This is a genomic window from Moraxella sp. CTOTU48841 (genome assembly GCF_032061225.1).
Lineage (GTDB): Bacteria > Pseudomonadota > Gammaproteobacteria > Pseudomonadales > Moraxellaceae > Faucicola > Faucicola cinerea.
In genome coordinates this window covers 51,681-69,294 of sequence record NZ_DAMBFQ010000005.1, presented here as the reverse complement: position 1 = coordinate 69,294, position 17,614 = coordinate 51,681, and the positions used below count along the sequence as shown (strand labels likewise).

Annotated in this window: 16 protein-coding genes; 7 read left to right on the top strand and 9 right to left on the bottom strand. The window is 43.6% G+C overall.

What is annotated here, in order from left to right; all coding sequences use genetic code 11:
* Positions 1 to 69: 69 nt before the first annotated feature.
* The 4 genes from RT034_RS07020 to RT034_RS07005 all read left to right on the top strand — a co-directional run bounded on the left by RT034_RS07020 (position 70) and on the right by RT034_RS07005 (position 3,761).
* Positions 70 to 1,461, top strand: a complete 1,392-nt coding sequence (locus RT034_RS07020; protein ID WP_313015466.1) for an MFS transporter — start codon at positions 70 to 72, stop codon at positions 1,459 to 1,461.
* An 86-nt stretch (positions 1,462 to 1,547) separates the two neighbouring features.
* Positions 1,548 to 2,651 (top strand): calcium:cation antiporter, encoded by a 1,104-nt coding sequence (locus tag RT034_RS07015; RefSeq protein ID WP_313015463.1) that lies wholly within the window; start codon positions 1,548 to 1,550, stop codon positions 2,649 to 2,651.
* Between the two features lie 278 nt (positions 2,652 to 2,929).
* The gene (gene lysM, locus RT034_RS07010; protein WP_313015460.1) at positions 2,930 to 3,439 is read left to right on the top strand and encodes a peptidoglycan-binding protein LysM; all 510 of its coding nucleotides are present in this window, start codon (positions 2,930 to 2,932) and stop codon (positions 3,437 to 3,439) included.
* Between the two features lie 97 nt (positions 3,440 to 3,536).
* Entirely contained in the window at positions 3,537 to 3,761 is a 225-nt protein-coding gene (locus RT034_RS07005; RefSeq protein WP_160001443.1) for a hypothetical protein, read from the top strand.
* 54 nt (positions 3,762 to 3,815) lie between these two features.
* On the opposite strand, the gene RT034_RS07000 is transcribed toward RT034_RS07005, so the two are convergent.
* The 5 genes from RT034_RS07000 to leuC form a co-directional block, all read right to left on the bottom strand.
* Positions 3,816 to 5,135, bottom strand: a complete 1,320-nt coding sequence (locus RT034_RS07000; protein WP_313015458.1) for a L,D-transpeptidase family protein — start codon at positions 5,133 to 5,135, stop codon at positions 3,816 to 3,818.
* Positions 5,136 to 5,351: 216 nt separating this feature from the next.
* Entirely contained in the window at positions 5,352 to 6,422 is a 1,071-nt protein-coding gene (gene leuB, locus RT034_RS06995) for a 3-isopropylmalate dehydrogenase (protein ID WP_313015454.1), read from the bottom strand.
* Positions 6,423 to 6,568: 146 nt separating this feature from the next.
* On the bottom strand, positions 6,569 to 7,207 hold the full coding sequence (locus RT034_RS06990; RefSeq protein ID WP_313015451.1) for a hypothetical protein: 639 nt from the start codon (positions 7,205 to 7,207) through the stop codon (positions 6,569 to 6,571).
* 239 nt (positions 7,208 to 7,446) lie between these two features.
* Positions 7,447 to 8,097 carry a 3-isopropylmalate dehydratase small subunit gene (leuD, locus tag RT034_RS06985; protein ID WP_313015449.1) on the bottom strand — a complete coding sequence of 217 codons (651 nt, stop codon included), beginning with the start codon at positions 8,095 to 8,097 and terminating at the stop codon, positions 7,447 to 7,449.
* Positions 8,098 to 8,106: 9 nt separating this feature from the next.
* Complete coding sequence (gene leuC, locus RT034_RS06980) at positions 8,107 to 9,525, bottom strand: 3-isopropylmalate dehydratase large subunit (RefSeq protein ID WP_313015445.1); 1,419 nt, start codon at positions 9,523 to 9,525, stop codon at positions 8,107 to 8,109.
* A 247-nt stretch (positions 9,526 to 9,772) separates the two neighbouring features.
* Here leuC and RT034_RS06975 point away from each other — a divergent pair, with 247 nt between their 5' ends.
* Entirely contained in the window at positions 9,773 to 10,663 is an 891-nt protein-coding gene (locus RT034_RS06975; RefSeq protein WP_050325045.1) for a LysR family transcriptional regulator, read from the top strand.
* A 51-nt stretch (positions 10,664 to 10,714) separates the two neighbouring features.
* Here the strand turns inward: RT034_RS06975 and RT034_RS06970 are convergent, their stop codons facing one another.
* Positions 10,715 to 12,061: an outer membrane protein transport protein gene (locus RT034_RS06970; RefSeq protein WP_313015441.1), complete on the bottom strand. Its 1,347-nt coding sequence runs from the start codon at positions 12,059 to 12,061 to the stop codon at positions 10,715 to 10,717.
* 272 nt (positions 12,062 to 12,333) lie between these two features.
* Positions 12,334 to 13,029, bottom strand: coding sequence for a DUF3108 domain-containing protein (locus RT034_RS06965; protein ID WP_313015437.1), 696 nt, complete (start codon positions 13,027 to 13,029; stop codon positions 12,334 to 12,336).
* 402 nt (positions 13,030 to 13,431) lie between these two features.
* Here RT034_RS06965 and RT034_RS06960 point away from each other — a divergent pair, with 402 nt between their 5' ends.
* Both RT034_RS06960 and groL read left to right on the top strand, forming a co-directional pair.
* Positions 13,432 to 13,725, top strand: coding sequence for a co-chaperone GroES (locus RT034_RS06960; RefSeq protein ID WP_198001374.1), 294 nt, complete (start codon positions 13,432 to 13,434; stop codon positions 13,723 to 13,725).
* Positions 13,726 to 13,896: 171 nt separating this feature from the next.
* Positions 13,897 to 15,522 (top strand): chaperonin GroEL, encoded by a 1,626-nt coding sequence (groL, locus tag RT034_RS06955; protein WP_313015433.1) that lies wholly within the window; start codon positions 13,897 to 13,899, stop codon positions 15,520 to 15,522.
* A gap of 236 nt (positions 15,523 to 15,758) precedes the next feature.
* Here the strand turns inward: groL and yaaA are convergent, their stop codons facing one another.
* Positions 15,759 to 16,565 (bottom strand): peroxide stress protein YaaA, encoded by an 807-nt coding sequence (yaaA, locus tag RT034_RS06950; protein ID WP_313015431.1) that lies wholly within the window; start codon positions 16,563 to 16,565, stop codon positions 15,759 to 15,761.
* Between the two features lie 102 nt (positions 16,566 to 16,667).
* Entirely contained in the window at positions 16,668 to 17,588 is a 921-nt protein-coding gene (gene argF, locus RT034_RS06945; protein ID WP_313015429.1) for an ornithine carbamoyltransferase, read from the bottom strand.
* Positions 17,589 to 17,614: the final 26 nt, after the last annotated feature.

The window sequence follows — 17,614 nt, the reverse complement described above, 5'->3', positions numbered from 1 at the left end:
TTGTTATATGAGGGCGTAGATTTTACGCCCCTCTCCCGACTATAAAAATAATCTACCTGTGATAGTCCTATGCCGTTATCAAAGTCGCCAGCGCCACGATCCAACACTCGTATGACCCACTATAAAACCTTGGGCTTACTGCTCACCTTATACTTGGCTCAAGGCTTGCCGGCAGGATTTATCACCCAAGCCTTGCCAGCGATTTTACGTGAATACAAAGTCTCACTGGTTGCCATTGGTTGGTCAGGGCTGATTTTGGTGCCTTGGGGGCTTAAATTCCTGTGGGCTACTGTCGTGGACGGCTATTATTCACAGAAAATCGGACGCGCCAAAAGCTGGATTTTGCCGATGCAAGGGTTGTCGATAGTCATCCTGACTGCGGTGGCATTTTTTGAACCGCATAATTTGGCACAAACCAGTTCGGTGATGACATTGTACGGAATGCTATTTACCTTAAGCCTCATTGGGGCGACACACGATGTGGCGACCGATGGGCTAGCAACCCGTTTGCTTAAAACGGCTATGGCGCCCAAAGAACCGTTGACCCATGATATGCCTGCGCCTGATTCGGTGAATCAAACGACCAATCACCATCATCGCCAAAGCCAAGGCAATGCCGTACAAGTTATCGGCTATCGGCTAGGACTTATCATCGGTGGCGGTGTTTTACTGATGCTGCTCGAGCAATGGGGCTGGCGTAACAGTTTTCTTGCCATGGCGGCTTTGGTGGCAATGAATACCGTGCCCATTGTGTTTTTTAAAGAGCACGCCGACACCCCGGTTGACCCTTCCAAAAAACAAGTACAGGCAGCAAAATCTGGCAGTTTTAAGGCGCTAAAAAATTACCTTAGCCATCATTATCAGTATTTTTGGTCATCGCGGGAGATGCTGGCTTGGCTAGGGGTGTTATTGACCTATAAAATTGCTGATGGCATTTCAAGTGGTATGGTCAAACCGATGATGGTCGATGTCGGACTCAACTTGCAGCAAATTGGCTTTTGGGCAACTATTTTGGGCTCGGCTGCCTCAGTCGCTGGGGCAGGGGTCGCCACAATTTTGATGAAACGACTCACTCGCTTTACGTCCCTGCTATATTTTAATCTTGCCCAAGCGCTGACCACAGGGTTGTATGGCTTGGTGGCTTATGGGTTTTATCATCAATTACTGACGGATTTTTTGTGGCTATATGTTGTCAATGCGCTGGAGCATTTTTGTGCATCGTTGGCGCTGATTGCGATGCTCACGACCATTATGCATTATTCACGCCCTGCCAATGCGGGGAGTGATTTTACCGTGCAGGTTTGTCTGTTGACGGTGTTGGGCGGCTCAGCGCATTTTGCCAGCGGCTATATGGCGCATTTTTTGGGCTATCAATGGCATTTTTTGGTGAGTATGTTGATTGGCTTTGTGTGCCTTTTACCAATAATTTACTGGCATAAATTACAAAATAATGAGAAATAATTTCATTTTTAATTGAATTTTAATATTTTTGACCATATTATCTATTTATATGATAAATTAGAAAATATAGATAGAGCGGAGGGGAGATGGCGAAAACATTTTGGCTGAACCAAAAATATAATATCAATTTACCCATTTGGACGTTATTGTCGCCAAGTATTGCCGCTTTAGTGCTTGCGGTGCATTTGATTTGGCATCCCTCGGGTATCATCATGAATACCGTGACGGCGATTTTTTTGATGGGGTCAGTTTTTGCTGCCGTACATCACGCTGAGGTGATTGCTCACAAAGTGGGTGAGCCTTTTGGTACGTTGGTTTTGGCATTGGCGGTCACCGTGATTGAAGTGGCACTTATTTTGGCACTCATGAGTAGTAGCACACCCACCGATGCCGCCGTGCTTGCCCGTGATACGGTATTTGCAGCAGTGATGCTGATTTGTAACGGGATTATTGGTATTTGCCTGTTGATTGGTGGTATCAAAAATTACGTACAGCGCTATAGTTTGCATGGCAGTAAAGCGGCAATTAGTGTGTTATTGGCGATTGCATTAATCGTATTTATTTTACCCAATTTTACCACCTCTGCCGCAGGCGGTTTTATGATTGGCGCTCAGCTGCTGTTTGTAGCGATTTGCTGTTTGATTTTGTATGCCGCATTTATCTTTACCCAAACCATTCGTCACCGTGATTATTTTATTGCCGACGGTGTAGATGATCAGCATCACAGTGATAATGCGCTAACCACGGCGATGAGTGTAGGATTTTTGTTTTTCAGTTTGGTGACGGTCGTGGGTCTTGCTAAGATGTTGTCGCCTGCGATGGAAGCGGCGCTGCTGGCGATGGGTATGCCAAAAATTGTGCTAGGGATTATTATTGCTGCTTTGGTACTGTTGCCTGAATCTATTGCTGCGGTAAAAGCTGCCTACAACGACCAACTGCAAAACAGTTTAAATTTGGCGTTAGGCTCGGCTTTGGCGTCTATTTCGTTGACAATTCCTGTTATCGCGCTTTATTCAATCTTCACAGCAACGCCTGTCATGTTTGGGTTGTCTGCCAAAGAAGGGCTAATGCTAGTTATTACACTGATGATAACCATTAATACTTTAAGTACCGGGCGTACCACTTTTTTACATGGCATCATCCATTTGGTCATGTTAGCCACTTTTGTGTTTTTCTCCATTATCCCCTAAAGGAATAAATGGCATAGAAAATTGGCGTAATAAATGACGTAATAAATTAAAGACTACTTGCAATCAGTAACATTCTTTTACTAAATACTCATGCTCATTAATTTAAGTTTTTGCTAATCTAGAAGGCAACTAGAATAACGCCATAATTAATATGATTATCATTGTAGTGATTTGAGGTCGTTCTAGTCATTTGAGGTGTTGAAACGGTTATTTAAGAGTTTCAACAGACCATACATTAAAAATCGCACATTAAAATATTACAATATAAGGAAAAACAAATGGGACTATTTAGTTTTGCAAAAGACATCGGTGATAAAATCTTTCATCGTAACAAAGACGCTGCGCCAGCCTCGACACCCGCATCAAACGTTGCACCAACCTCAGCGCCTGCCGCCTCTACTGAGCCATCTGCACAAGAGATTGCGAACTTATTGATTCAGCGTATCCAACAAAACGCGCACATTGACAATCTATCAGTCAACTATGACGGTAACACTGACAAAGTAACCATTAATGGTTCTGCTGCTAACCAAGCAGAGCGCGAAAAAGCCATTCTAGCGGCAGGTAATGTACAGTATGTTGCACAAGTGGAAGACAACATCACGGTTGCAACGCAAGAGCCAGAATCTCGTATGTACACGGTAAAATCAGGCGATACGCTGTCAAAAATTTCAAAAGAAGTGTATGGCGATACCAACCAATACAACAAAATCTTTGAAGCCAACAAACCATTACTATCTGACCCAAATAAAATCTATCCAGGTCAAGTACTCCGTATTCCAGCTTAATTTTTACCAAAAGCCTTATAAACAACCAGTGACCCCTGTCGCTGGTTTTTTTATAAAAAAATTTGCATATCGATAAATAAAGTTTTAAGGATAAACTATGAAAAACCAAAAACAATTAATCAAATTGGGTGAGCAACTGGAGAAAAATCCGTCAATCGCGCAATCCAATTTGGCTGTTAAACCCCGTAATTACTTGGCGTTAAATCCGCTTTTGCAAAAAGGCGGACTGCATGAAAAAGATGATGTCGAAATCGCCCGTAAGAAACAACGCAGGCAGACCAAGCAGGATTTGCGAAAACAAGTTTGGCGACAGGAATCGTAATAACCAAACACCCCAGATTTTAGGGTGTTTATTCGACGCTTATACAATATAAACTTATTCAAATACCACGTCTGCGCCATCGGCTATCGTGCCATACAGACTTAGCGCATCCCAATTGGTCAAACGTACACAACCGTGTGATTTTTGTGCGCTGATTAACTCAGGCTCAGGCGAGCCATGAATGCCATAGCCACGTTTTGATAACCCAATCCAAGCACGCCCCACAGGGTTGTTGGGTCCTGGTGGTAGCCACTTTTCTTTGGAAGAAAAATCCGTATTATAGGTAGGGTTTAATACCCGATTTTTAACTTTTAAGGTGCCAGACGGTGAGGGGGTGTAGTTGGAACCCACGGTTGTTGGATAGCTTGCAACCAGCTCACCACTAGCGGCATAGGCGTATAGAATATTTTTCTTTTTATCGCTTACAACCTTGGTCACTTCTGTCATATTGGGCTGATAAGGATTGTACACGGTGATAATGTTACCCGCTTTGAGTGGCGTGGTGGGATTCAATCGACTTACCAGCTTTTGGCTCATATGGAATTTTTCAGCTACCGCTTCACGCGCTGATTTGTATTGCATGTCTTTGGGCGCTTTGGTAATCACCAAATCATCGCGCGTTAGCTGATAATTGATAAAAATCGGCTGGTTATTTAACGTCTCGTTGCTGGTTAACGCCGACCAAGTGGCTTCATCCATCGTAGTGGTTACGGGCAGATTGTGCTTTTGCTGAAAAACCTGCATCGCTTTGATGGTATTTTTATTCATTATCCCTGTCAGCGCACCCACGCTATGCCCATGCCAGTTAAGCAGGGCTTGGGTCTTAAATACCAGCAGTTCATCAGGCTTAATGAACAGTTGTTTTGATGGTAACGTGTCTTTGTTAGCCACGGATGACGGATTGTCATTGGTAGATTGTTTGAGCGCAGAGTAGTCAATAGTTGATTGAAAACCCGGCGCAGATTGGGTCGCTGAAGCAGATGCGGTTGATGCGGCTTGTGACGTGACTACCGCAGAGGCAGGCATGGCTTTTAACTCAATAGCGCCTGTGGGTGACCAACTCACTTGGTTTACTTGCTGGGCAACCATCGGTAAATTATCAGTGGTGTAGGCAATCTCTGGCAAGGCTTGTTTCAGTCGTTGCTGCACCAAGCTGGTGCCAATAAACTGTTGACTGACATTGGCTTTTAGCGTTGGGGCAGGCGAAGAGGCAGCGACACTTGCGGTTGTACTGACTGCAGTACTAGCTGTAGTACTTGCTGTCGGAACTGTGGGTACATCCATCGCTTGATTGGGTGACTGTTGACAGGCTGATAAACTGATAGCAAGCAGTAGGCTTGTAAAGCAAGGTAATATTTTATGATAAGAAGACATAGTCATTGAATTTTAAGAAAAATTTAGCAAGGGAGGATGGAAGGTCATCGAGGTTTTAGAGAAACGATAATGGCATACTATAGCAAAACTCGCTTGAAGATAAGCAGGATTTTACGAATTTTTCAAAAAAATGTTGGCAAAAATGCCATAAAAAAAGGCAGGTTAGACCAGCTAACACTACCTTTAGCGCACGGTAAAAATTAGGATAATCAAATATTATAAGTTAGCGATGACCGCATCACCCATGTCTGAGCAAGAAACCAGCGTGGTGCCTTGTTCAAAGATATCGCCTGTACGTAACCCTTGCTGCAGTACTTTTTGCACTGCTTGCTCAACTTGCATGGCACGGGCTTCATCATTGAGGCTATAACGTAACAGCATTGCCAATGACAAAATGGTTGCCAATGGGTTGGCTTTATTTTGACCGGCAATATCAGGGGCAGAGCCATGCGATGGTTCATATAGCCCTTTGCCTGTGTCATTTAAGCTCGCGGATGGTAGCATACCAATAGAGCCAGTCAGCATCGAGGCTTGATCTGATAAAATATCGCCAAAAATATTGCCGGTGGCAATCACATCAAACTGTTTTGGGGCTTTGACCAGCTGCATCGCTGCATTGTCGACATACATGTGAGTCAATTCAACATCTGGGTATTCGCCAGCGACTTCAGTAAAAATCTGCTTCCAAAACTCTGTGGTCTCAAGCACGTTGGCTTTATCAACTGAACAGAGTTTTTTACCGCGTTTTTGCGCGGCTTCAAAAGCGACTTTGGCAATACGGCGAATTTCTGATTCGCTGTATTTCATGGTGTTGTAGCCTTCTTTCTCGCCGTTTTCAAGTGTGCGAATACCGCGTGGTTCACCAAAATAAATATCACCGGTGAGCTCACGGACAATCAAAATATCTAAGCCAGATACCACTTCAGGTTTTAAAGTTGAGGCATTGGCAAGCTCTGGGTAAAGAATGGCTGGGCGAAGATTGGCAAATAAATTTAAGTCTTTACGAATCGCCAGTAATCCACGCTCTGGGCGCACTGAGCGTTCAAGGTTATCATACTGTGGGCCGCCGACAGCACCGAGCAATACCGCATCAGCCTTGCGGCACAGATTTTGGGTAGCTTCTGGATAGGGTGAGCCATGCGCATCATAAGCGGCGCCACCTAACAGCCCATACTCATAGCGAGCGTCCAAGCCTTGCTCGATTAATTTGTCCAATACTTTGACAGCTTGTCCAATGATTTCAGGACCAATACCATCACCTTGTAATACGGCGATTTGTTTTGTCATGTTACTTCCTTCACGTTAATCCACAATTTTTTGCTGACAACGCAGCTTTTAAAATTTTGTTAGTTTCTAAAAAATAATTGAATCAGGCGTTATTGAATGATGCTTTCTTGGATAAAGCTTTTTGTGAGAAAAGCTTTTAGGGGCATCTATAAAGCAATCTTTATAAATTCATTCGATAAAGCGCCTTGCTGATTGGGCTTTTTACACCATTGATTGGTAAGTTTGGCATTTTCATACAAGTCAATACACAGAGGCGTTGGGGCAGACTGCGCTAGCAAACTATAATCGGTCTTTTGAATTTGGCGGTAGGCTTTAAGCTCATAGCGTTTACCGCTTTCAAAACGATGGATAAAACTAAAACTTTCAACCGTCGACAAGTCCTCATCCAAATAAAAACGGGTAGCAACCATGTGCTGACCACTGGGAAAACTTACCAAGTAATTTGGTATAGTAGACTTGCTCTGCGGCTTACTGATCAAAGGTGTGACGGTCACTGGGCTGGTCTCTTGGCTATGGTTGCCAAGTGTAGCGCTCGGGGTGTGAGTTGATTGATTGATAATTGACAATGTGCCAATACGATTGATTTCACAGGCATAAATACCCGTACATTTTAGGGTGCTTTTGCCTGCAGCAATCGGTTGCGGCGCTGTTATCACTGAGGGTTTGGCACGTGCGCTTGGCTGCTTTGTCATTGATTGACAGCCAGATAGCGCCACTGCCGAACAAATCGCAATGGCTACAACAGGCAAACAGTCAGGGCGAAAAAAGCGCTTCGTAAACATCATGGTCGTTATTCCCTCAAATCAAAAAAAGCAATTAAAAAATTGCAGTAACAGGGTGCCTGCCACAGTCATAGGCACGCTAAAATGTGACTAACATAACCAATATCCCAACCTTTGTCAAAATGCCTTTTTTATGCGCGGCTTATACGCAGGTTGGGATAGATGATGGATAAATTCTCAATGATAAATCATCAATGATGAAACGCTACTGACAGTGTACATTTACCTAACCAAGCAGCACCTTAAGCCGCGCCTGTGCCAAATACCCAAGGGCGTGATTGTTTGGCGTTCTCTTCATACGCTTTGATGCTATCAGCTTGCTGTAATGTCAGACCAATATCGTCTAAACCGTTGAGCAGACAGTGCTTACGGAATTCATCGACGTCAAACGCATAGCTTTTACCTGAGGGTGAAATCACTTGCTGGTTTTCTAAATCGACTCTTAATTGGTAGCCATCTTGGGCAAAACATTCGGCAAACAATTCACTGACCGCATCTTCGCTTAAAATCACTGGCAACATGCCATTTTTAAAGCAGTTATTGTAGAAAATATCGGCAAAACTGGGGGCAATCACCGTACGAAAACCGTATTCTTCGAGCGCCCAAGGGGCATGCTCACGGCTTGAACCACAGCCAAAATTTTTACGCGCAAGCAAAATGTTAGCACCTTGATACCGGGGCTGATTCAAAATAAAATCAGGGTTAATGGGGCGTTTGCTATTGTCTTGACCGGGATAGCCTTCGTCCAAATAACGCCATTCATCAAATAGATTAGCGCCAAATCCTGTGCGTTTGATAGATTTCAAAAACTGTTTTGGAATGATTTGGTCAGTGTCCACGTTTGAGCGGTCTAGTGGGCAGACAATGCCTTGCTCAAGGGTATATTTTTTCATAGTTCTACCTTAAAAATTTCTCACGTCAACAAAATGACCGGCTAATGCCGCGGCAGCTGCCATCGCAGGGCTGACTAAATGGGTGCGTCCGCCATTGCCCTGACGACCTTCAAAGTTACGATTTGAGGTACTAGCGCAATGTTCTTTTGGTTGCAATTTATCCGCGTTCATGGCGAGGCACATTGAGCAGCCTGGCTCCCGCCATTCAAAACCCGCTGCGGTAAAGATTTTATCCAGTCCTTCGCTTTCTGCTTGTTGTTTAACTAACCCAGAACCGGCTACCACAATCGCTTCTTTAACGCTATCTGCGACTCTGCGACCTTTGATAACAGCCGCCGCCGCGCGGATATCTTCAATACGTGAGTTGGTACAAGAGCCGATAAACACCCGATCGACTTTGATGTCAGTGACCGGTTGACCCGCAGTCAAACCCATATACTCATAAGCGCGTGTCCAAGCCTCTTTTTGTACGTCATCTTTTGCGGCATCTAGGGTAGGGACGTGCGCGCTGATATCCACCACCATTTCAGGGGATGTACCCCAAGATACTTGCGGGGCGATGTCCGCGCCTGCCATCTCAATGACGGTATCAAATACAGCATCGGTATCTGAGTGTAGGGTTTGCCAGTAAGCCACGGCTTTATCCCACATTTCACCCGTAGGCGCATAGGGACGACCTTTGACGTATTCAATGGTAGTGTCATCAACGGCTACCATACCAACGCGTGCGCCCGCTTCAATCGCCATATTACACACGGTCATACGTCCTTCCATGCTCATGTCACGGAACACATCGCCTGCAAATTCAATGGCGTAGCCTGTCCCGCCCGCGGTGCCGATTTTTGCAATAATCGCTAGTACCACGTCTTTTGGGGTAACACCTTCACCCAATTTGCCATCGACTTTGATAAGCATATTTTTCATCTTGGTTTGCACAAGGCACTGCGTTGCCAATACATGCTCAACTTCACTGGTACCGATGCCGTGAGCAAGACAGCCTAACGCACCATGGGTTGCGGTATGTGAGTCGCCACACACCACGGTCATCCCAGGTAATACCAAACCTTGTTCTGGGCCTACCACATGCACAATGCCTTGGCGCACGTCATTGATGGTAAATTCAGTGATGTTAAATTTGGCACAGTTTTCATCGAGTGTGGCTACTTGCAGGCGAGAGACATCATCTTTAATACCTGCCACCCCTTCTTTGCGTTCGCTCGCCACCGTTGGGACATTATGGTCAGGGGTGGCGATGTTTGCTGACAAACGCCAAGGGTCACGATTGGCCAATGACAAGCCTTCAAATGCTTGCGGGCTTGTGACTTCGTGTAATAAATGACGGTCGATATAGATAAGACTAGAACCGTCGTCTCGTTGATTGACTAAGTGGTCTTGCCAAAGTTTATCATAAAGCGTTTGCGCTGCCATGACACATATCCTATGGTTTTTTTATAAAAGGGCGTAGTAATTGGGTAAACAATAACGCCATTATAACAAAGAAAAATGATAATTTTAATTGATGATTTTTATATTTTATAAAAATTTTAGGAATGTATTGGACGATTAAATAAATTGTATTTGTCTATACGTTGTCTTATAATCTTATTTAATGTATTTTTTAAAGAATGAAACTTTTATTTATATCAAATGGTAGGGTTTTAGTTTTGGGGGAAAGATGAATACCACAAATTTAAATACTTTTTTAGCGGTTATGCAAACAGGTAGTATCTCGCAGGCGGCTGATAAACTATTTATTACACAGCCTGCAGTAAGTAAGCGTATCAAAAACTTAGAAGACGAATTTGATGTCACCCTTTTTGATACTGTGGGTCGTGGTATTATCCCAACCCAAGCGGCGCATGACTTGATACCCCATGCCAAACGCTGGCTAGATGATTATGACAATCTAAAAATTAATCTTAAAAACCGCCAGCAAACGGTATCAGGCAAACTGATTATCGGTACCAGTCATCATATTGGCTTACATCATCTGCCAGCGGTCCTCAAACAATTTATCCAAAGCTATCCTGCGGTACAGCTTGAAGTGCATTTTGTCGATTCCGAGCAAGCGCATAAAGCAGTCCTTGATGGCGACTTGTCATTGGCTTTTTTAACGCTACCCCCTGTGTATGATAAACGTCTAAATTATCATATGCTATGGTCAGATCCGCTGCATTTTGTGACGGGTGTTTTATCGCCACTGGCACATAAAATGAACGTGACGCTTGAGCAATTGGCGAATTATCCAGCGATTTTACCCGCCGCCAATACCTTTACCAGTCAAATCACTTTAGCTGAATTTGCCAAATATAACTTAAAACCGTATGCCACGATGAGCACCAATCCGCTAGAGTCGATTCGTATGTTGGTATCGGTTGGGCTAGGCTGGTCGGTGTTACCGCAGACGTTAGTCAATCAAGATTTACAGCCAATTAATATGGATACCCCCGTTGAGTTGCAACGCTATTTGGGGTTGGTCACTAACCCCAATATCACGGTATCTGCAAGCATGGCAGCCTTGCTTGACATGTTAGGATTAGAGATGGATGGTAAACATCGCGATTAATGGTTCGACATAAAAAAAGCCTATCGATGTGATAGGCTTTTTTTATGGGACTTACTTCTTCTGATAAGTTAAACGCAGTCCGTAAATCCAAGCATCGTTGTTTTGAAAATCACCCACTAAATCGCCATTGGGGATTTTTGATTTGGCATCGCCAAACATCAAGTATTTCACGCCTACCGACACGGCGACTTCGGGTGTAACATTGTACTTAGCGCCTAGACCTACATTCCAATGGCCTTCGACAGGCCCTAAGGTGGTGGTAGGATCACCCGCGCCGCTATCCCAACCTACTGAGCCTGATACTGCCCATTGATTACTTAATTTTTTACCCAAGCCCACTTCTGCTGCCCAGCCATCATCTGAGTAATCAATCAAGTTTAAACCATTGGGGTATAGGGGTTTAAAATCCGCACCCACGGCTTTTTTGGTCGTTGCATTATATAGAGGCGGTTTGATTGAAAAATCACTCCAAGGTACCCAGCGCAGTTTTGCGGTCAATAGCGTGGTTGGGTTTAGACCTGTTTGAAAGTCAACATTCACGGATTTTGGGGTAGTGATGGTCATGTCATAACTGCCTGATTTGCCAGTTGCAGGCATGTATTCATACGCTACGGTGTCATGATCAATTTCAGAGCGATAAGTCAACGCCGCTTTAAGCGCAATCTCAGGTTTGCTATAGGCTAAGCCTGCCATCCAGCCATAACCATTTGATTGGGCAAAGATACCATCATAACCTTGGGTAGAATTGTAGGCTGTACCGCGTAAATGCACCTCACCTTCTAATTTTTGTAATACCGGCCCGCCATATACTTGCCAATTATTTTTTTCGCCAAATTTGACACCCAGCAAACCCGTGAAGTTTTTACTATCAACGGATACATTTGTGCCTTCATTAGGATGAAGAGCAGAATTTTGTGCAATTCTTGCAGCGGCACCCCACTGTTCATAACCCATTCTATAATTAGGATCAGTTAAAGAAATTTTATCTAGATTTTCTTTGGCTTTAGTTGCGATAGCCAAATTAACTTGAGGATTATTAACAAAATTATTATTACCTTTAAATTCGACATCCGCGCCCCACGGCTGGTCAAAAAACACACCTACACTGACTTTATCATTGATGTCTGCTTTTGCCCCATAATTGATAAAATCATAGTTTAGCGCCATGTTGTTGGTATCGCGACCTTCTTCGTACGTGGTTGGCGAAGGGGTGGTGGCCGCATTGTCTTTGCCACTAATCGATGGGTCGATGGTGATTCGTTCGATGTAGGCAAAGGTGCCATCTTGCGTAAACCCCCAGCTTGGCTGAGTTGAGCGGTCGAGCCCCGCGGCTTGGGCAGCGCTAGCAAATGAAATGCTGGCAATAGCGAGCGTTAAGGATTGCAATCTTAATGACATGAAATACTCCCTTTTACATGGATATTGATAAAGTGCGAATTGGAGAGCTTGCTAAAGGTTGCTAAAAGGTATGAAAAACTTAGACAGGATAGTGAGGCCTTCCAATGGACCTACAAAGAATAGATAAAAACTTACGCCTTGACAACTTATGGCTTACAAAAATAGCGCCAATTTCTGACCTTATAAGTCATTAATAGAGTATTTACAGTGACATAAACATAAAAAAACACCGATTAATATAATCGGTGTTTGAGTCAAAACATGACAAAGTATTAATTTACTTTAGCCAGATTCATTTCCATTTTTTTACCATCATTGTTTTGAACCACTTTAACAGGTAGATAATCAAGTTTTGGGGCTAACCAAAAACTGGTTTGACGGTCTTTGTCATCATGCACGCGATCGATACGCACCACATCAAAAGTACCGGCTGGCACGGTAATGCGAGTCATGGCAGATTTTTTGAAAGGCACCGCTTCAACTGTATTGCGATCTGCCATGTAATAGTTACCACGGAACTTGCCTGCTTTTAAATCCTCGCGAATTTGAATTTCCAAACTTAAATCATCATAGGCAGGCTGTGGCAGAGCAATGACTTTGTTTTGACCTTTATAATTGGTAACCAGTTGTTTTTTTGCGTTATTAAAGTTTAAGGTGGTAGTACGACCCGTTCCTAAGATTTTGTATTGGGTTAATGCGCTCACCGGTAAGATAGCGCCATTGGCATTGACAAAATTGGCGGTTTGCTTGGCACTGGCTAATTTACCGACACTTGCATTGACATTGTAAAAATACTGATTGCCAGTTTGGGTCAATACACGGCTTGCGGTACCATTGTATTTGCCTTCAATATTAAAATTATAGGTTGCATTAAAAGGGGCAACTGCCGCATTCGCCATAGAGGTGATAGCCATCGCTGACACGAGTGAAGTACTTACTACCAGTTTTTTTACTAAAGAATTTTTCATGTTTCATCCATCAAATAACGTTCATAAGATAAGGTTAAATCTGCTTGGTATGCATACAGTAGTATTGACGGCAAGCAAATACAAGCCAGTTAACAAAAGATTGTGATTGTGCAATAAACGGCAGTCTTTATGAGGTATTTGGGTGAAGGGGTTAAAAAAATGACAACAAATTGCAAAATTTCGTAATTTTCTGCTTGAACAAACTGGCATACATCCCCACTGTTAGACAGTGAATTGATAACATGTGATAAGCATATGATTATTTATGCAAACAGATAGTTATCATCTTTTTGTGGTCGGCAAAATAGCGGTGGTCTTTTGAGCTAACCTTTGGGCTGATCACAGCTTTCAAAGCTAACTACGGCTTTCAAACAATAATTTAACAGTTAATTTATGGAGTAGATTATGGCAATTCGTCCTTTACATGATCGTATCGTCGTGCGTCGCAGCGAAGAAGAACAAAAAACGGCTGGCGGTTTATTACTAGCAGGCAGTGCCCAAGAAAAACCTTCTCAAGGTGAAGTGATTGCAGTAGGTAATGGTCAAATCCGTGAAAACGGCGATGTACGTGCGCTTGATGTCAAAGTCGGCGATAAAGTACTCTTTGGTCAATACGCCGGCTCAACGGTTAAAGTAGATGGTGAAGAATTATTGATTATGAAAGAAAGTGATGTATTAGGTGTGATTGAAGGTTAATCAGTCATTGCTCTAAACAATCGTTTTTTATCTAAATGCTAATTTATCTAGTCTTAATTTACCTAGTCTTAATCTAACTGGTTAAGTACTTGGTAAAATAATTGATAGCAACCGTGGTAGCAATTTGGACTACCTTATACAAATAAAAATTTATAATTTGGAGAATTTAACATGGCTAAAGATGTAAAATTTGGTATTGATGCCCGTGCAAAAATGATTGACGGTGTCAACGTATTGGCAAATGCGGTTAAAGTAACATTGGGTCCTAAAGGTCGTAACGTGGTTATCGATAAATCTTTTGGCGCACCCACCATCACTAAAGATGGCGTATCAGTGGCTAAAGAAATTGAACTTGATGACAAATTCGAGAACATGGGCGCACAGTTGGTGCGTGAAGTTGCAAGCAAAACTAATGATGTTGCAGGTGACGGCACCACCACAGCGACTGTTTTAGCCCAAGCGATTTTACAAGAAGGCATGAAATCAGTTGCCGCTGGCATGAACCCAATGGACTTAAAACGTGGTATCGATAAAGGTGTACGTGCCGTTGTTGAAAAAATCCATGCGTTTTCAACTCCAGCCAATGACACCAAAGCCATCGCACAAGTCGGCTCTATCTCAGCTAACTCTGACCAAACTATCGGTGACTTAATCGCTCAAGCGATGGAAAAAGTGGGTAAAGAAGGCGTGATCACGGTTGAAGAAGGTTCAGGCTTTGAAGATACCCTTGAAGTCGTTGAAGGTATGCAGTTTGACCGTGGCTACATCAGCCCATACTTCTCTAATAAAGCAGATACGTTGACCGCTGAACTGGAAAACCCATTAATCTTGTTAGTCGACAAAAAAATCAGCAACATCCGTGAGTTGATTCCACTGCTTGAAAACGTGATGAAATCTGGTAAAGCCTTACTGATCATTGCTGAAGATGTTGAAAACGAAGCCTTGGCAACTTTAGTTGTAAATAACATGCGCGGCGGTTTAAAAGTCTGCGCTGTCAAAGCCCCTGGTTTTGGTGACCGTCGTAAAGCGATGCTTCAAGATATCGCTATCTTAACAGGTGGTACAGTTGTATCAGAAGAAATGGGCATGAGCTTAGAAACTGCAGACTTATCAGTATTAGGTACTGCCAAAAAAGTGACGGTTGGTAAAGAAAACACCGTGATTGTAGACGGTGCCGGTCAAAAAACTGAAATCGATGACCGTGTTGCCTCTATCCGTCGCCAAGTGGAAGAATCAACCTCTGATTACGACAAAGAAAAGCTACAAGAGCGTATTGCCAAACTCGCAGGCGGTGTGGCAGTTATCAAAGTCGGTGCGGCGACTGAAACTGAAATGAAAGAGAAAAAAGACCGTGTGGATGATGCCTTGCATGCAACTCGTGCTGCCGTCGAAGAAGGCGTTGTAGCAGGTGGTGGTGTGGCACTGGTTCGTGCTATCTCTGCGCTTGACAATGTCAACGGTGACAATGACGATCAAGCCGCGGGTATCAACATTCTACGCCGTGCGATGGAAGCACCACTTCGTCAAATCGTGACCAACGCAGGTGATGAAGCATCTGTGGTGGTAAACCAAGTCAAAGGCGGTCAAGGTAACTACGGTTACAACGCAGCGACTGGTGAATACGGCGATATGCTAGAAATGGGTATCTTAGACCCAGCCAAAGTCACTCGCTCAGCGCTTGAAAACGCGGCGTCTGTCGCAGGCTTGATGCTCACCACAGAAGCAATGATTACTGACCTGCCAAAAGACGACGCTGGCGCCGCTGCTGCCATGGGTGGTATGGGTGGCATGATGTAATCGAAAGATTATATCCCACTCAAGCCATTTAGCTAAAATCAAAACCCTATTAAACTTCAGTTTAATGGGGTTTTTTAATTAGGAGAAATTATTACAACCATAACGATGGAATTACTGGGCAATCTGCTACCACAAGCCAAAATCATCGGTTTATTCTGTATATTCAATGGAACTGTGCTAAAAGATAGGGTCAGTGGATTTTATGGGCGGATATTTTGCGTTAAATGGCGGTGCAGTTAATCATTATCCCGTCTAAAAACATACTCAGTTGAGCTTGAAGCATTTTCAATGAACTGATAGCCTTCCAAGTTAAAGTCTTTTAACTGTTGTGCGGTTGTCAGCTGATTTTCAGCGGCAAAACGCACCATCAATCCGCGTGCCTTTTTGGCATAGAAGCTTACCACCTTATATACGCCATCTTTTCCATCTTCAAAACGGGGCGTGATAATTTCTGCGCTGATTTTTTTGGGATTGACCGACTTGAAGTATTCGTTGGAAGCCAAGTTTACCAAAACTTTGTGTTTATTTTCTGCCATGCGTTGATTGATGAGGTCGGTAATCGTATCGCCCCAAAATTGATACAAATTATCGCCTCTGGGATTTTTTAGCTTTGTGCCCATTTCCAGGCGATAAGGTAGCATCAAATCAAGCGGTTTTAACAGGCCGTACAACCCAGATAAAATACCTAATCGCTCATTGACATAATGGACTTGTTGTTCAGTCATTTGCTGCGCTGCCAAACCTGTATAGACATCGCCATCAAATAAATACAGCGCCGCTTTAGCAGGTATGTCAGCATGATCAGTGCTAAATGGGTGGGTAGTATCCCATCGCCAATTTTGGTTGCGCACGGCATTTAATTGCCCAAGTTTACCTGAGATACTCATCAACGCCGACAAATCAGTTGGTGCTAATGTTTTTAATTCACCCATCAATTCGCAAGCGTGCGCCATCAAAGCAGGCTGGGTATAATGCTGACTAAAATCAAAAGGTAAATCATTTTTTTCATTCAAATTTTTGGCAGGCGAGAGCACAAAGTACATGGCTATGTTCCGTTTGCTTTATTTTATTGGTTAAGAATTCGAACGGTTAAGATAATGATAATGGCAGCGCAGGGCGCAAAAATAACGCCCAAGCCACATAGACTAGGCGAGTTTGATTTTATCGGTTAACAAAAATTCCATCAATGCTTTTTGGGCATGCAGACGATTTTCGGCTTCATCCCATACTACAGCACGCGGATCCTCTAGCAAATCATAGGAGATTTCTTCGCCACGGTGGGCAGGCAGACAATGCATAAATAATACGTCTGGATCGGCTTTATCCAGTAATGAGCGGGTTACCATATATTGGGCAAATCGCCGCGCACGAGTATTTTGCTCGCTCTCTTGCCCCATACTTGCCCATACATCGGTGGCAACCAAATGCGAGCCTTTGACCGCTTCATTAACATCTTCGACCAGCTCGACACAGTGCGAATACTGTTTGATGAGGTCGGCATTGGGTTCAAACCCATAAGGCGCGGATACGCGAAGCTCAAAACCAAATTGATGCGCGGCATGGATAAAAGAAGCGCACATATTATTGCCATCCCCAATCCAAGTCACTGTTTTGCCTTCGATGCTGCCACGGTGCTCTATAAAGGTTTGGATATCGGCTAGTAGCTGACAAGGATGCTGTTCATCGGTGAGTGCATTGATAACAGGCACTTGCGAATACTGGGCAAATTTTTCAACAATACTGTGTTCAAAGGTGCGAATCATGACAATATCGACCATGCGTGAGATGACCCGTGCTGAATCTTCAATCGGTTCGCCACGACCAAGCTGGGTATCGCGAGGTGATAAAAATATGGCATGACCGCCAAATTGTCCCATCCCTGTTTCAAACGAAATACGGGTACGGGTACTCGATTTTTCAAAAATCATACCCAAGGTACGACCGACAAAAGGCTGATAAATAACCCCTGCATGCTGCATCAAACGCAGTTCGCTACCGCGTTTAATCACTTGCATTAATTCTTCTTTGCTAAAATCCAATAACGTCAAAAAATGGCGGGTACTCATTGCCTGTCCTACATCCCAATTTTGTC

Coding starts and splice junctions, on each gene's coding strand:
- RT034_RS07020 (WP_313015466.1), top strand. CDS start 70: ATGCCGTTATCAAAGTCGCCAGCGCCACGATCCAACACTCGTATGACC.
- RT034_RS07015 (WP_313015463.1), top strand. CDS start 1,548: ATGGCGAAAACATTTTGGCTGAACCAAAAATATAATATCAATTTACCC.
- lysM (WP_313015460.1), top strand. CDS start 2,930: ATGGGACTATTTAGTTTTGCAAAAGACATCGGTGATAAAATCTTTCAT.
- RT034_RS07005 (WP_160001443.1), top strand. CDS start 3,537: ATGAAAAACCAAAAACAATTAATCAAATTGGGTGAGCAACTGGAGAAA.
- RT034_RS07000 (WP_313015458.1), bottom strand. CDS start 5,135: ATGTCTTCTTATCATAAAATATTACCTTGCTTTACAAGCCTACTGCTT.
- leuB (WP_313015454.1), bottom strand. CDS start 6,422: ATGACAAAACAAATCGCCGTATTACAAGGTGATGGTATTGGTCCTGAA.
- RT034_RS06990 (WP_313015451.1), bottom strand. CDS start 7,207: ATGATGTTTACGAAGCGCTTTTTTCGCCCTGACTGTTTGCCTGTTGTA.
- leuD (WP_313015449.1), bottom strand. CDS start 8,097: ATGAAAAAATATACCCTTGAGCAAGGCATTGTCTGCCCACTAGACCGC.
- leuC (WP_313015445.1), bottom strand. CDS start 9,525: ATGGCAGCGCAAACGCTTTATGATAAACTTTGGCAAGACCACTTAGTC.
- RT034_RS06975 (WP_050325045.1), top strand. CDS start 9,773: ATGAATACCACAAATTTAAATACTTTTTTAGCGGTTATGCAAACAGGT.
- RT034_RS06970 (WP_313015441.1), bottom strand. CDS start 12,061: ATGTCATTAAGATTGCAATCCTTAACGCTCGCTATTGCCAGCATTTCA.
- RT034_RS06965 (WP_313015437.1), bottom strand. CDS start 13,029: ATGAAAAATTCTTTAGTAAAAAAACTGGTAGTAAGTACTTCACTCGTG.
- groL (WP_313015433.1), top strand. CDS start 13,897: ATGGCTAAAGATGTAAAATTTGGTATTGATGCCCGTGCAAAAATGATT.
- yaaA (WP_313015431.1), bottom strand. CDS start 16,565: ATGTACTTTGTGCTCTCGCCTGCCAAAAATTTGAATGAAAAAAATGAT.
- argF (WP_313015429.1), bottom strand. CDS start 17,588: ATGAGTACCCGCCATTTTTTGACGTTATTGGATTTTAGCAAAGAAGAA.